Source organism: Rapidithrix thailandica (assembly GCF_039710355.1).
Classification (GTDB): Bacteria; Bacteroidota; Bacteroidia; order Cytophagales; family Flammeovirgaceae; genus Rapidithrix; species Rapidithrix thailandica.
Genome location: NZ_JBDKWZ010000002.1, coordinates 416023 through 430824 on the forward strand (window position 1 = coordinate 416023; position 14802 = coordinate 430824).

The 14802-nt window shown below is 41.8% G+C and carries 9 protein-coding genes; 7 read left to right on the top strand and 2 right to left on the bottom strand.

All coding sequences use genetic code 11. The features are described 5' to 3' along the window. Positions 1-2 precede the first annotated feature (2 nt). Complete coding sequence (locus AAG747_RS05150; RefSeq protein WP_346820067.1) at positions 3-1196, bottom strand: sensor histidine kinase; 1194 nt, start codon at positions 1194-1196, stop codon at positions 3-5. 760 nt (positions 1197-1956) lie between these two features. Here AAG747_RS05150 and AAG747_RS05155 point away from each other — a divergent pair. Genes AAG747_RS05155 through AAG747_RS05180 form a run of 6 tightly spaced genes read left to right on the top strand, consistent with a single transcriptional unit; the run spans position 1957 to position 8593 of the window. Continuing rightward, positions 1957-2670 (top strand): hypothetical protein, encoded by a 714-nt coding sequence (locus tag AAG747_RS05155; protein ID WP_346820068.1) that lies wholly within the window; start codon positions 1957-1959, stop codon positions 2668-2670. Next, a complete protein-coding gene (locus tag AAG747_RS05160) occupies positions 2667-3929 on the top strand; it encodes a hypothetical protein (protein WP_346820069.1) in 1263 nt (420 codons plus the stop codon). The genes AAG747_RS05155 and AAG747_RS05160 overlap by 4 nt, the downstream gene beginning before the upstream one ends. 29 nt (positions 3930-3958) lie before the next feature. Next, complete coding sequence (locus AAG747_RS05165; RefSeq protein WP_346820070.1) at positions 3959-5893, top strand: hypothetical protein; 1935 nt, start codon at positions 3959-3961, stop codon at positions 5891-5893. An 8-nt stretch (positions 5894-5901) separates the two neighbouring features. Beyond that, positions 5902-7020, top strand: a complete 1119-nt coding sequence (locus tag AAG747_RS05170) for a PLP-dependent aminotransferase family protein (protein ID WP_346820071.1) — start codon at positions 5902-5904, stop codon at positions 7018-7020. Further along, positions 6968-7855, top strand: a complete 888-nt coding sequence (locus AAG747_RS05175; RefSeq protein ID WP_346820072.1) for a trypsin-like serine peptidase — start codon at positions 6968-6970, stop codon at positions 7853-7855. Before AAG747_RS05170 ends, AAG747_RS05175 begins: the two co-directional genes overlap by 53 nt. A gap of 6 nt (positions 7856-7861) precedes the next feature. Then, on the top strand, positions 7862-8593 hold the full coding sequence (locus AAG747_RS05180) for an amidohydrolase family protein (RefSeq protein ID WP_346820073.1): 732 nt from the start codon (positions 7862-7864) through the stop codon (positions 8591-8593). Positions 8594-8606: 13 nt separating this feature from the next. Here AAG747_RS05180 and AAG747_RS05185 read toward each other — a convergent pair whose 3' ends face one another. Then, positions 8607-10004, bottom strand: coding sequence for a sigma 54-interacting transcriptional regulator (locus tag AAG747_RS05185; protein WP_346820074.1), 1398 nt, complete (start codon positions 10002-10004; stop codon positions 8607-8609). A gap of 785 nt (positions 10005-10789) precedes the next feature. Between AAG747_RS05185 and AAG747_RS05190 the strand changes: the two genes are divergently transcribed. Next, a complete protein-coding gene (locus AAG747_RS05190; protein WP_346820075.1) occupies positions 10790-14782 on the top strand; it encodes a cadherin domain-containing protein in 3993 nt (1330 codons plus the stop codon). Positions 14783-14802 lie beyond the last annotated feature (20 nt).

Genomic DNA, 14802 nt, shown 5'->3' on the forward strand with positions numbered 1-14802 from the left:
AATTATCGGTTTTTAAAAAGTCGTAACGTAAATATACTGCCTTCGTCAGGGATACTTTTCAGGCTTATACTTCCTCCTACAGCTTCCACTTGAGTTTTCGTGATAAACAAGCCAAACCCCTTGGCTTTCGGGTGTTCATGAAAGGTTTTGTGCAACTTAAATACCTGTTCTCCATGATTGGCGAGATTGATTCCCAATCCATTATCTTTGATTTCGAAACAAACCCATCCATCTTTCAAATAACTCCGGACATGAATTTCGGGAAGCCGTTTGGGGGAGCAATACCGGAGAGCATTGCTCAATAAATTCATAAAAATACTTTCCAAGTATTTCGGAGGGAAGAAAACCTTTCTGACCTTGGAAAAATCGTAGGTAATCGTTGCCTTCGCCTCAAGGATTTCACCTTGTAGATAACTGATTACAAATTGTAATTGATTTTCCATGTCAAGATATTCCCGCTGAACATTAAAATCGGTTTTCACTTGAATGGCATCCACTACTTCCTCAAATGTATCGTTCAAAAAGTCAATCACCGGCTTTTGTTTTTCCAAGTACAGGAGTTTTTTCTCTATACTGGCACTCTCTTTGAGCATATTATTAAGGAAAAGTAGATTGGATAATGGGGCCCGGATATTATGCGCTATGATATGGGTAAATTCTTCCAGCTGCTCTTTTTGTCTCTCCAACTGCTCAATCATCAGCTTTCGCTCTTCCAGCTTTTCTTCCAGTTGAATACGAACCTCCACATTTTCAAGGGATACAGCTGTAATATCAGCCAGGGCTTGTAAGGTCGCAACTTCTTTCATTGTCGGCATCCGGTAGTTGGCCCAGTAGTTCCCGATGGCCCCGATAGGCTCCAAAGTCCGTATGGGTACCATCGCCAGACTTTTCACAAAAGTGGGCCGATAGGCATCAGCCGGAATCCTGTCATCTTTATAAATATCCTCGATGACAGCCGGTTTTTTATTCAACATCACCCAGCCACTGATACAAGTATTCATAGGAAAGCGGCTGCCTTTCCACAAAGGGCTGATAGCCTCTTCATCCGCATAGTAACATAAATCTCCTTCCCGCAATACAAAAGTCGCCCCATCGGCTCCGGTCAGTTTTCTGGCCGCCGAACGAACTATTTGCATGATGGTCTCTAAATTACGCGCCAGGGATAGTTTTTGAACGGTGTCGACTAACCGTTCCATATTCAATATATCGGTTGTAGAACCAAGATGAGTCATGATTTAACGGGTAAATCGTAAAAGGTTAAATGATTATAGAGGCAATAATTGGTTCCTTTCTTTCAAAGGTTACGTTAGTTACTCTCTATGAAGAAGGTTTTTGATAAAAATGAATAAGGAGCTATTTCCAAATTACTTGTGTATAAAAAATCTTAATGGGCTCAACGTATTTTCAACCTTATAAAAAATCTATGTCCGGTCAAAGCTGTACTTTTTGAAAAGCTATAACTCAATTTACTCATAATGAGGTAAATTATCCAGCAAAAAAGCGCTTTTTTCACAATCTCACCTCAGGATACATAGACTTCTCATTTTCAGCAAAGTATACCTTCAAACAAGTGTATTACTGCCGGATTCCTTATTCAAATAGATCCTTTAAACTTCATACACACACAATTTGTTTTCCTTATCCAGTACAATTTTTACGCTTGTTTTTGTAACTCTTACTATAGCTTCCGATAAACGGTAAAGATACCACCTGAACGATTTCCTTCACTTTCGCCATTTACCCGGCAGTCCATTTTTTAGTCCCTCCCGAACTTCACTTCGCAAACCTGAAATTCACTTCTTATTTGGCGAACTGTATTTCCTGTACCCAGAGCTTAAATCATCTCCAAATGGCCGTAAAGGCATATTTTTGAACTGGCATATTGATTGAAATCCGATTAGTAGTTTCCGGAAGCATTTTCTTTAACCCATTTTTCATTTTCTAAAATTTAACATTATGCATGATCTAGATAGAACTATCGATGAATTAGAATATGATGACAATGAATTTGAATTCGAGTCGGAATATGAAGAGGAATACGATGATGAATTTGAGTTTGAATCGGAATACGATGACGATGAATATGAATTTGAAATGAGACCGGACGGAGACAATCCTTTTACGGAAGAAGAAGAAATGGAACTCGCCTCTGAGTTATTGGCCGTTTCCAGTGAAGAAGAATTGGATCAATTCATCGGAGGTTTGGTAAAACGGGCCTGGAAAGGAGCCAAAAGATTTGCCAAATCCAAAGCGGGCAGAAGTATAGGACGCTTTGCAAAAGGGCTGGCCAAAAAAGCCCTTCCGGTAGCAGGTCGCGCCATTGGCACTTACTTCGGAGGACCGGTAGGCGGTGCCGTTGGCGGTAAATTAGGACGTTGGGCCAGCCGGTTGTTCGAAATGGAATTGGAAGGTTTGAGTCCCGAAGACCAAGAGTTTGAAGTAGCCAAACGCATCGTTCGCTTAACCGGCACAGCGGCCAGAACCGCTTCAAAACTCGGCTCAAGAATGCCTGCCAATAAAGCCGTAAAAATTGCTATTCGAAGATCCGCTAGCAAACATGCTCCCGGTCTGATAAGTGGTGGTACCAGGAGAAGTAAAGTAGTGAATTCCGGCAGGCATTCCGGAAGGTGGATTAGAAAAGGGAGACGGATAATCCTTCTGGACGTGTGATTACTTCTAACCCAGAATCGAAACGGTTTATCATCAATGAAGCGCAAGGATTATTAAACCGCTTAGAGCAAGTACAACCTTTTGTGATAAACATGCCCAGTGTAACAGCAGCAAGAGTACCGCAGCTAGCCCAGTCTCAGATTGACATGTTTCTAAGTAAAGGAAAAGAAAAATTACGTCAGCAGATTCTCGGTTTTATTGACAGAAATTCCAAATCCAGAGATGTACGGCCAGAAGTACTGCAAAGAACATATTCTTTTTTGAAACTAAGCTTCAATGCCTTATTAGATCAACTGGACATTTTTGCCGATGTGCTGACTCAACGTTCGGAGCAAGATGCAGGAATTGTATTGGCAGGATTAGACGCTTTGGCCAAAGATGCCTTAGCCATTCAGGGGAGCCCGTCTCCCGAAGTCGTTTGTTATCTGGACAGAGGACATGGAGCTGCCATCCGAAGAGCCAGGACCCGGCTGCCCGGTGGCACCTTAAATCCGGTGGCTATTATCAAAGTTCCCCGGGAAAGAATGGTGGGAAGTGGCATTGCCTCTTCGCTGATTCATGAAGTGGGGCATCAAGGAGCCGTCTTATTGGGCTTATTGAATTCCATGCGACTTGTATTAAAACAACAACAGTTAAAAGAGCCACAGGCTACACCGGAGTGGGCAAGTTATGAAAGATGGATTTCCGAAATCCTGGCTGATTTTTGGTCTGTGGCTCAACTGGGAATAGGAGCTACTTTAGGATTGATTGGGGTGGTAAGTTTACCTAGGTATTTTGTTTTTAGAATGAATATGGATGATCCACATCCATTTCCCTACATTCGAGTCAAAATCAGTATTGCCATAGGTAAGGCTTTATACCCCAACCCTCAATGGACTGCATTAGAAAAGCTATGGGAAAGCTTATATCCCTTAACCCAAACGGATAAAAACACAATTCACTCGATCAAGCGATTAGAAAGCAAGTTACCAGCATTTGTCAACTTGTTAGTTCATCATTCACCGGCCAGCTTGAATGGCAGAAAATTAAAAAGTTTATTTCCTCTTGAGCAAAGACAAGCTCAAAACCTAAGAAAAGCCTATCGCACTTGGCACAGCCAGCCCAAGCTTTCACAAACGGCAAGACCTGCATTTGCTTTTGCCGTAATAGGACAGGCTAAAGCTGATCTTCAAATCAGTACCAAAAGAGAAAGCCAATTATTAATGCAATTGCTTAAGCATTGGGCTTTGAAAAAGGTTGTATCCGGACCTATTGCTTGAGATGTTAAGTATCGAAAAATTGAACCGTTATGAAGTCTAAAAATTTTATTTGTTCACCCGAAGAAGATAAGGTCATTCAAGGAAAACGACTGGGCTTGACCCTAAGTAAAATCGGAACTCTCCCATTTGAGTTTCCGGATGATTTGAATGCCCCTACGCTAGAATACATCATAGCCTGGGATAAACAAACCGAGGCAGGATTGGAAGCTTATAAAAAAGCGGATATCAATACTGCAACATTCACTTTATCCACAAAACACTTGAATAAGGGTGCTTTTGAAGGGTATGTGGATATCATTCATATCCATACCTTATTCAGAGATTTAAAAACCGCACCAAGTACCTTTAGAGAATTTTCCTATTTTCTCTCTGACAAGGCAGTCGCGCATAAACAAAAAGTCAACAAACTTAATTTGGATGATGCTTCCAAAGCAGCCCTTGAAAAAACCGGGGAATTGACCTTTGAAAACCTCATTGCCTTCTATAAAGGAGGAAGCGCAAATACCACTACCGGAGAGCCCTATTACAAAAGTGAAAACAGAGCAGAGTTTTTTTTACTAATTGAAAAACCGGAAGAGCCTACCTTAAACGTAGGTCTTACCCGTACTGCCGAGCCTTCCACCGAGGATGAAATTCTATGGGCTATTATCGCCAAAACAACCGACAGTGTCCGGTTTAACGAATACATAAAATGTATGGACGAACTGTGTAAAAAAGAGCACTTGTATGGAATTGAACCCGGATTTAAGAAAAGCAGCCGTTCCGAAAGCAGTGGCAGTGTAATTCTCAACCCCTTGAGATCCTATTCCGAACTAAAGAGGTTAACGGATGATTTTCTCAAAGAAAAAATCGGTTCCACTTACCAGTTGGAAGAGATTCAAAACGAACTTGCCAAAAACGGAAGAAACCTTTCCAAAGAAGAGATTAATAACTTTATCAATAGTTATTTTGAAGGAAGCTTTGCCAACGGTTTTTTCAAGGATAAAACAGGAATCCTCCCCTATCTTCACAATGTAAACAACAGACTTCCCGGTGCAGGAGAAGGTGATTGTGAAGGAGCGATTGTTTCCAAATTATCCCGTCCATTATTTTTAGAGCTCATCTGGTCTTATTGGCATGAAGAAGGGATGTTGGTACAGGCGATGAATGCTATCAGTTTACGCTTTCAAAACAAACGGTCTTCTTTTAAGAACCAATTAGAAAACCTGGCTACCGATCCTTTGCGCGGCCTGAACAATATTCTTTGGGGGTATATACAAGACGAATATTCCAGGCTATCGATGAACCGGAGGGCATATGAATACAGTCATCAATACGGCCTTACACTCTATGGAAAAGCCGTGCCTAAAATGCAGGCGGTAGAAAGCCGCTCTAAATTTATAGAAGGCTTCCATACCTTAATGCACTTATGTACAAGGTTCTATAAGGAATTTGACGACACGACCATCTATGCAGATCCTTTTCCTATAAAAAATGCATTAAGAGAAGTACATATTCTCTTGAGCGAAGGCGCCCATAACCAATACGGAGATTTGCCTTGGACTTCACGGGTTGAAATGATGGTTATGCAATATATACTGGCCCGGCCGGAAATGAGGGAATTTTTAGGCGGTAGAGTGATGGTCTCTTACGAGGAGCCTTGGATGGATAGAGTAGACAGCGTCAAAAGAATCATGGAATGGACAGATACCAGTATCACCCATTTCGCAAACTTGGCCTATTGGGGGGAGAGGATTTTGCTATCCGTCCGGTTTGGCAACTGGAACGATACAGATGCAACAAGAGAACAGGCTGCCAACTGGGCTTCTTTCTGGAGAAACGATATCCAAAGTTATCTACATGCCTACCGGACCGCAACCGGTGTGGATTTGTCTAACGATAAAGTGGATTATGCCCTACCCTCCATGCATTTGCTCAGAAGGTTAAAAGAACAGTTGAAAAGTAAATCCAACGTAGGAACCTGACGTTTGATATGATTGATTTTTCATCGTCACTTTACTTAGGCTTATATCACCCTTCCTGTGAATTGGAAAGTTGGGGGCAATTATCCACTGGAAAACCTGCCATACTTCAAGAAACTCCGCAGGCTCAAAAAGTTGCCCATCAACTTGCCAAATTACAAGGGTTTTCATCCGGATTAGTAGGGACGTCTACATTACATCTTTTTTGGGATGTGTTTAGTCTTCTCCCACGTAATAAGTTTATCATTTATATGGACGAGGGGGTGTACCCTATTGCCCGGTGGGGAGTGGAAAGAGGCAGGGCAAGAGGAATCCAAACTAGAGTTTTTCCCCATAACAAAGTGGACCGACTTTATTATTTGTTACAAAAAGATCAAGTTCAAAAATATTTACCCCTGATCGTATCTGACAGTTGGTGCACTCATTGCGGAAAACCTTTTCCGCTCAGGGAGTATTGGCAATTAGCCCGGCAATTTGGCGGTAAGCTTCTGATAGATGATACTCAAACACTCGGCATCCTGGGCAAGAACAAAAATAAGCAAATGCCTTTTGGATACGATGGCGGCGGTATTGTTCAATGGTTAAACCTTCCTCCCAAAAACCTGATATCCATTTGCTCATTGGCCAAGGGATTTGGCGTACCGTTGGCATGTCTTTGCGGTGATAAGGAAACCATTGGCTGGTTTAAAAAGAAAAGTAAAGTCCGTGTATATACCAGCCCTCCCTCAATGGCACCCATACAGGCGGCAGTGAATGCCTTGTCCACAAACCATGTAAAAGGAGAATACTTAAGGAAACGCTTATACGGTAATATGCTTTTACTTAAACAAGCATTTGCAAAACATGGCTTTCAGTTGTCAGGAGGAATTTTCCCATTTCAGAAATTAGAGCTCAAGCATTTACATCATCCGGTATCCCAATTCTTACTTTTAAAAAAACACCATATCACTACAGTGCCTGTCAAAAGCCCTCAAGGCTTTCAATTAGGCTTTTTCATCAGAGCTGACCACCAACTTAGCAAAATCGTTTGGGCAGCAAAACAGGTTTCCATCTTAATTCAACGCAAAGGTTTCACTCATGAAAAATCTCATATACTCCGAAACAGCCAGTTTGGACGAACGGTTGGATGATTATGATCCGTTTGATTTAAATGAAATTAGCCAATATCATCCTGAAGGTTGCTCTTGCCGGGTTTGCCAAGAAGAAGATACCGAAATTATCGGCAGGGATGACCGGAAATTAATCAGAAGCACAACCCATACCCCCTTCCGGTACATTTGCCATGTGGAAATTGACAGAAGCAGTGGTCCTGAACCTGGCAGAACCGGTACCCTTATCGGCCCCAAAACCGTCTTAACCGCAGGACATTGTATCTGGGACGAAAGTAATGATCAAAAAGAAAATTTAAAAAAAGTCAAAATCAGAGTGATCCCGGGCAGGTACGGGGCTTTTGAACCTTTGCCCACTTCTAAAGCGGTGCATCTGGAAGTGGCCAAAGGCTATGACAAAACCAAAGGGGGAAGCGCCTTAGACTATGGCATCCTTCATTTGAAAGAACCTTTGGGAACGTACATTGGCTATTGGAGTCTGAATTATAAAAAATGGCCCAAAGATCCCAGAGGAGTGAGTATACTCAACGGTCCTTTACCTTTTGCCCCCTCTTCCGGAAAGTTAAAATTAAATATAGCCGGTTATCCGGTGGATAAACCTAGTTGGGACCATCAATACCGGGGAAACTACACCTATTGGGATTATGACAGAGCCATTGCCTTGAAAGCCGGAATGTTGCATTACCTGAACGATACCTATCAAGGGCATAGTGGAAGCCCCGTTTGGCTAAAACGGTCAAAATGGAAAGGAGGACGGGTATTGGTGGGAATTCATGTAGCCGGTACCTCTAAGGGCAACAGGGCCGTCTTTTTATCAAAATCTGTCCGGGAGTTCATCGCAAAAAATGTAAAATAAGTGAGTATGTTCATCATTGATTCGCATTGTCATGCCGGAAAAGGTGATGGGCTTACCGGCCCTTGGGATACCAACGCTTCCCTGACAAAGTATTTGCAGAGGGCAAAAGAAGCCGGGATTGACAAAACCGTAATATTTCCTCCCATTCATTCCAACTATGCCCAGGCCAACCGGGCATTGGCGAATATAATTCAAAAGCAACCAAGACATTTTTTCGGTTATGCGTTTGTCAATGCAGCTAAAAATAAAGGACAAATCTTGCAAATGGTGCGTCTGGCAGTCAGGCAATATGGGTTTTGCGGAATTAAATTGCATCGCTATGATGCCAGAATCAGCAGGGAGGTATGCGAAACGGCCAAAGTGCTTGTTTTACCAGTGCTGTACGATGTATTGGGAGAAATCCAAAGTATAGAGCTATTTGCAAAGGCTTACCCACAAGTGAATTTTATTATCCCGCATTTAGGAAGTTTTGCCGATGACTGGAAAGCGCAATCTGCATTTATTGATAAACTGGTAAAGTTCCCCAACATTTACACGGATACCTCTGCAGTTAAGAGGTTTGATTTATTGGAAGAGGCGATCCAAAGAGCCGGAGCGAAAAAAGTCTTGTTTGGGTCAGATGGCCCTTGGTTGCACCCGGGCTTAGAGTTAGAAAAGATTTTTCTACTAAAGCTCTCCCCTTCGGAAGAAGCCTTGGTGCTAGGAGGAAATTTTTTGCGATTGGCGAACAAACAATAACCACTCAATCAAGCTAAGAGGGTAACTTTTGCCTCCGGCCGGCCAAGCGTAGTTGAATAGCCCGGTCTGTTACTCCCAATCTTTTGGCGGCATTTTTCACAATCCCTTTTTCTTGCTTCAAAACAATATCAATGGCTATATCTGCTGATAATTCTTTGATATCTTTTAAATCCATTCCGTATGACAATGCTTTTTGCATGGCTTTTTCAAATTCTCCGTTCAGATGCTCTTGATGAAAGGCAAAAGACTGACGGTCATTTTCAGGAATATCGCCCACTGTAATCGGACCTTCTCCCGAATAACGGGAGGCTATTCGGGTAACCAAATGCTGAAGTTCTCTGATGTTTCCCGGATAATCTTTGGCAATGAGGTAATCCAACACTAATTTATCAACCGGAGGCGGAGAAATTCCTTTGAAGTATTTTTGAAAAAAGTGATAAGCCAAAATGGGAATATCCGCGACCCTCTCCCGGAGTGGTGGAAGCCTGAACGTCCAAGTCGCAATCCGGTAGTAAAGGTCTTGCCGGAAATTTCTGCTTTGCACTTCAGTGTTCAAATTCCGGTTTGTAGCACAAATAAGCCGGAATTGTGTTTTCCTCCAATTATTACTACCCACCCTTTTATAAGTACCTTCTTGTATCACCCTCAACAAGCCTGCCTGCATGGTTGGCGGGAGTTCTCCTACTTCATCAAGAAACAGGGTTCCATTATCGGCTAAGGCAAACGCCCCATCTCTTGAAGCAATGGCATTGGTAAAAGCTCCCCGTTCATGTCCGAAAAATTCACTTCCTGAGAGCTCGGGTACAATGGTCGTACAATCCAGAAGCACTAAGTTTTTTTTATTTTCCCTGTTGTCCAGATGATGAATCAAATGAGCGGCCATTTCTTTACCAGTGCCACTTTCACCTAATATAATCCCCGAACCATTGGTAAACACTGAAAATTCAATCAGTTGTTTAAGTACTGCTATCCAGTTAGCACACTGGCCGATCAGCCGGTCTTTAATGTAGCCGGATTGGAGGGTTTTTTCAATCTTTTCCCATTTCAATATTTTCGAGATCAAACATTTTTCCGTGGAATTACTCTCCCATTTACAGACATCCGAAATTCCACATTTTAACAATTGCCAAACATAGGCAGGATCAACGTTCACATTGTTATACAATATCCCCACCGTTCTCTTACACCCCTTCTCTAGCAGTACTTTCAAAAAATCATGCAACTTTTCTACATTGATTTTTCCATCTAACAGGCAAATCGCATAGTGAGGGATTTCTGGCAAACTATCTTTGGATTGGCAGGTAATTCCGTAAGTCAAAAAAGCTTTTTTAATAGCATCAGGTACTAAGCAGGGCATTTCTCTTAAGTCAATGATACACACATCTATATCAAAATCTGTTATATCACTCATTACAGCATCCATGCTTAAGTAGTCAAAATGAAATAGTGTGGTGAAATTGGTCTCCCCAAAATTGTATAGGTTGAAATTAATAAAAAAAATGATCCGACACCTTCTTTTAAAAGACTTTCTTTTCAAGGTTTTCACTTTGATTTTAAAGAGCATTTCCAAATGAAAAATTAGCTAATCCAAGAGGTTTATAACAAGGTATACGATAGACTGTGTAATTCCCAGGCCCAACCATTTTCACATAGCAACCATTTGATTGAATTTGTGAAAAGTTATTGCATTTCCCCTATAAAAGGTATGAGAAAGCTATGTTTGAAAAAAAATTGCCATACCCTCATCAGCGTATATTTATCATCGGTATTCTTGAATTTCTTTATAGCATATAAATTGAAGGTTTTCCAGATTATGACCATTTATCTTTCGGTAATCACTGGCCGGAACAAAACAATTCTAATCCAATATGGTTTCGGTATTACACAATACAAACATCTATCAAATAGTACTTCGGAAAACTCCATTTTTCACAAACTTGTTTCGATCAATATATTCAAACAGGTAGTAGCATTTACACTTCAGCAACTCCTCCTAAAATTCACCTGAACTTGCATGTTTATGCTCACCTGCATATTGACATTTTTTTATTAATCAATCGCCTTTTCAAAGATAAAAACCTCTTCATCAAGTTGTTCCGTACCACATTCCGGTATTCGGACAAAACAAGGATTAATCAAGCTTGAAAACCCCATTGTTTACCAAGCCTATATATTACTTAAAAACCGATAAATCGTATGATAAGACAATTCCTATTAATGCTAGTAGCCCTCTTTTTCTCCTCAACAGTTACTTATGCTCATTCGGGAGGTGTTTGGGTGGCTAATGACGGTTGCGGACACTGGTTCGCTATTGTATTTCACTATCACGGTGGAGGGAGTGCTGGCTCAGTATCTTCCGGGCGCTCAGGTTTATATATTGACTTTAACCAAAATGGCTTTTTTGATGTCAACGGACAGCAATACACGTATAACGATGCCGCGGGCTTCCCGAACAGTGATGGAGAATTCAGCCGGTTTACCGACTGGATTGACTTGACCGATAAAAGCATGTCCGCAGAGGATTATATCAATGATACTGGTATTCAAAATGAGGTTCTCAGCTGGTTGAATAGCAATAAAAGTTATGGTAAAAATTATGAAATCACGCCTGTGATATACGGAAGTGGGTCAAGTACATGGCAAGAAGCGCTTATTTGCCCGATTCAACCTTTGTCTCCCGGAATTTACAAAGCATCCACGTCCACTTCTTCAATGATAGAAAGGCCTTACAACTATAGTAACCCCTTTGATTTAAATTACTCTCCTCAAAATTTCACCCCTATTACTCCTTCTCAAAGTATAGGCGGAACTACTTTAGGCATTAGCAGTACGATTACCCAGACTTGTGTAGTGGAATACGGATTGGTATACTCTTATTCAGATACATTACCGGCAGCCGGGAATACAGATGTGACCACTATCAGTATTTGGTCCGGTGAATCCACAGATTTGGTAAGTGAATCCTATTCACATACAATCCATTCGGATGCAAACACGGAGCACCTCCCCTATTATATACGTTCCTATTACAAACAAGAAGTTTCCGGAAATGAATTCTACGTATATTCGTCGGTGCTTGCGGCAACACCACTTCACCCCGATTTGGATTTTGATAACGATGGAATCAGCAATGGGATTGAAATAGCCGGGGAAAGCTTTGACACGGATAATGACGGGACACTGGATTACAAAGATTTGGACTCAGATAATGACGGCGAAGACGATGCTACAGAAGGAGGCAGCAACGATTGCGACCAGGATGGCACACTTGATTTTCAGGATGATACTATTCTTCCCGGTCAGAACCCTGAGGATGTTACCAGTTGCGAAAGAGATCTTAACATTATCAGTATTGAAGAGAAAGGAGGAGGGTTAACCTTCCAATGGCAAGTGGATACGGGAAGTGGTTTTACGGATATCATTGAAGATGCCACTTATGAACATGTAGATACCCGAAACCTTAACATCGTCAATACTCCCACTTCTTTTTCAGGATACCAATACAGATGTGTTGTTTCTTCCTCGGATTGCGGAGTTTCAGAATCCACAGCCGCAGCGGTCCTAACTGTAAAACCTGCACCTGCAAAACCGGCGGTAAGCAATGTAAGTTTCTTCTTTGCAGACCCTCCCGGTAGCTTAAGCCATTACGCTAGCGGTACTGACTTGACATGGTACACCGCTGAAACCGGAGGAACAGCAAGCCATACGGCCCCCACTCCTTCTACCACCGTTGTGGGAGTACAGGAGTATTGGGTTACACAAACTACAGAAGGTTGTGAGTCGGAAAGGGCAAAGATTACCGTAACAGTTCACCCGCCTAATGAAATTAACGGAAGTGATACACCGAAGGCCGCATTTTTCCCTTTAACATCCATCGTGGATAGCCAGATTGAAGTCACAGGTCTGGCTGACATTACCGATGCTATGGTATATATCAAATCCGGGTTTCAAACCGGGGATATCCTAACCCATATAGGTACTCTGCCCAACGGTATTACCAGCGATTACAATGCCGAAACGGGCACACTTATTTTTAAAGGAACAGGCAACTCAACCGAATGGCAGGAGATTTTCAGAAAGGTGGTTTTTGCTACCTCCTCTACCAATACTGACAACCGGGAAATTAGTTTCTTGTTGACCGATATGGTCAGTCTAAATATTGAGAATAAAAATCATTACTATAAATATGTCTCAGGCAATTTCAATTGGGAAACCGCTAAATCTGAAGCCGAAGCTCAGAAACTATACGGGATGCCCGGTTATCTGGCTACCATTACTTCCGCAGAAGAAAATGCATTCATCACGGCCAAGTTAAAAGATAATGGATGGTTAGGCGGTACGGATGAATATCAAACAATCAACACCGCACTTGGCAATGGTATTTTTGCCAGTCAGACTGCTTCGGAAGGAAATTTTTATTGGGTTACGGGACCCGAGAAAGGCACGGCTATCTCTACCGGAAATACGTCTCCTGTACCTGTAGGAAGCGCTTATACCCATTGGCTCACAGGCGAACCCAACGATGCCGGAGAGGGCGAGCATTATTTGCATATATATGCCACTCTTGATGGAGGTTGGAATGATTTCGCGGCTACCAACGGTTATGTACTGGAATTTGGTGGATACAATGATGATTTTGCGTTGAACATTGAACATTCGCGCACTTTGTCTTATAACAATAGTGCCGGATTAGACTTAAGCAGCCTGGAACTCGATGAGAATAATTCAATCAATCAATTCATCGCACAATTTACACCTTATGGTCAAGAAGATATTTTGAGCTTGACCTATCAATTAATTTCCGGAACGGGCGCTACCAATAATAGTGAATTCAGCATCTCTGAAGATGAACTGAAAGCCTTAAGCAGTTTTGACCATGAGAGTAATGAAAGTTTGAGCATCCGGATTAAAGTCAGTGACAATTACATTGGAAGTTTTGAAAAAGTATTCGCCATAACCGTAAAAGATATCAATGAAGTAGCCCAAGACATTGCATTGTCCGAAAGCATTATCGCTGAAAATATGGACTCAGGATCACTGATCGGTTCACTCTCCGCAATTGATGAAGATGATGGGGATACACATACTTATGAATTTGTAAACGGAGGAGACGAAGCTCATTTCAGTTTAGACGAAAATAAACTCAAATCAGCCATTTCATTTGATCATGAAACCAAAGACGAGTATTCCATTACCATCCGGACTACCGATGCCGGAGGACTTTCTTTTGACAAAACGTATACGATTTCTATTGAAGACATTAATGAAGTTCCTACGGATATTACCCTGTCTGAAAATACCGTATTCGAAAATAAGGCCATAGGCTTGACAATTGGATCCTTAACGACAACGGATGAAGATTCACCAGAAACACATACGTACACCTTTGTAAGTGGCGGGGACGAAGCTGCTTTTACTATTGATGGGAATGTTTTAAAAGCCAATGAAAGTTTTGACTATGAAACCAAAGACAATTATACTCTTACGGTTTTAGTGACGGATAAAGGCGGACTCTCTCATGAAAAAGCTTTTAACATTTCGATTAAAGACATCAATGACATTCCTTTATTCGGAAGCATTACCGACCAAACCATTCGGGTTAGTGATTATCCAAAGACGTTGACCATTGCGGATATCACCCCGGGTGCAGGGCATGAACAAAGCCAACACCTTACTTTTACTGTGGAGTCTTCCGATCTGAGTATACTGGCTGATCCCGAAATAGAGTTTACCAATGGCAATACTTCGGCCACACTTACCTATCAGGCTTCCAGTCAGATGGCGGGCGGTACGGTTGTCATAACTGTTACTTTATCAGACGATGGAGGAACCGAAAACGGTGGAATTGACACCTATACGCAAACATTTGAGATCGAAGTAGAAACGCCCAACGGAAGTGTGTTTATCCCCAACACCTTTAGCCCTAATGGAGACGGAAGAAATGACTACTTCAGGGTAAGAGGAGAAAACTTGTTAGAGTTGAATTTCAAAGTATTTAACAGCCTCGGTGAAATGGTATACCAAACCAATGATGTATACGAAGCCACCAACAGAGGTTGGGATGGTACAATTCACGGAAACACTGCTCCGGTAGGTACTTACTCTTGGCAGATTGAAGGAAGATTTGAAAGTGGTAAAGCCATCATGATCAATGACAGAAATATAGGAGTCGTAAACCTGCTGAAATAATTCCTGCTTTTTCTCAACTC

What these genes read in the sequence shown, in the direction of transcription:
- AAG747_RS05170 (WP_346820071.1), top strand. Translation starts at nt 5,902, where the DNA reads ATGATTGATTTTTCATCGTCACTTTACTTAGGCTTATATCACCCTTCC.
- AAG747_RS05190 (WP_346820075.1), top strand. Translation starts at nt 10,790, where the DNA reads ATGATAAGACAATTCCTATTAATGCTAGTAGCCCTCTTTTTCTCCTCA.
- AAG747_RS05175 (WP_346820072.1), top strand. Translation starts at nt 6,968, where the DNA reads ATGAAAAATCTCATATACTCCGAAACAGCCAGTTTGGACGAACGGTTG.
- AAG747_RS05165 (WP_346820070.1), top strand. Translation starts at nt 3,959, where the DNA reads ATGAAGTCTAAAAATTTTATTTGTTCACCCGAAGAAGATAAGGTCATT.
- AAG747_RS05180 (WP_346820073.1), top strand. Translation starts at nt 7,862, where the DNA reads ATGTTCATCATTGATTCGCATTGTCATGCCGGAAAAGGTGATGGGCTT.
- AAG747_RS05150 (WP_346820067.1), bottom strand. Translation starts at nt 1,196, where the DNA reads ATGGAACGGTTAGTCGACACCGTTCAAAAACTATCCCTGGCGCGTAAT.
- AAG747_RS05155 (WP_346820068.1), top strand. Translation starts at nt 1,957, where the DNA reads ATGCATGATCTAGATAGAACTATCGATGAATTAGAATATGATGACAAT.
- AAG747_RS05185 (WP_346820074.1), bottom strand. Translation starts at nt 10,004, where the DNA reads ATGAGTGATATAACAGATTTTGATATAGATGTGTGTATCATTGACTTA.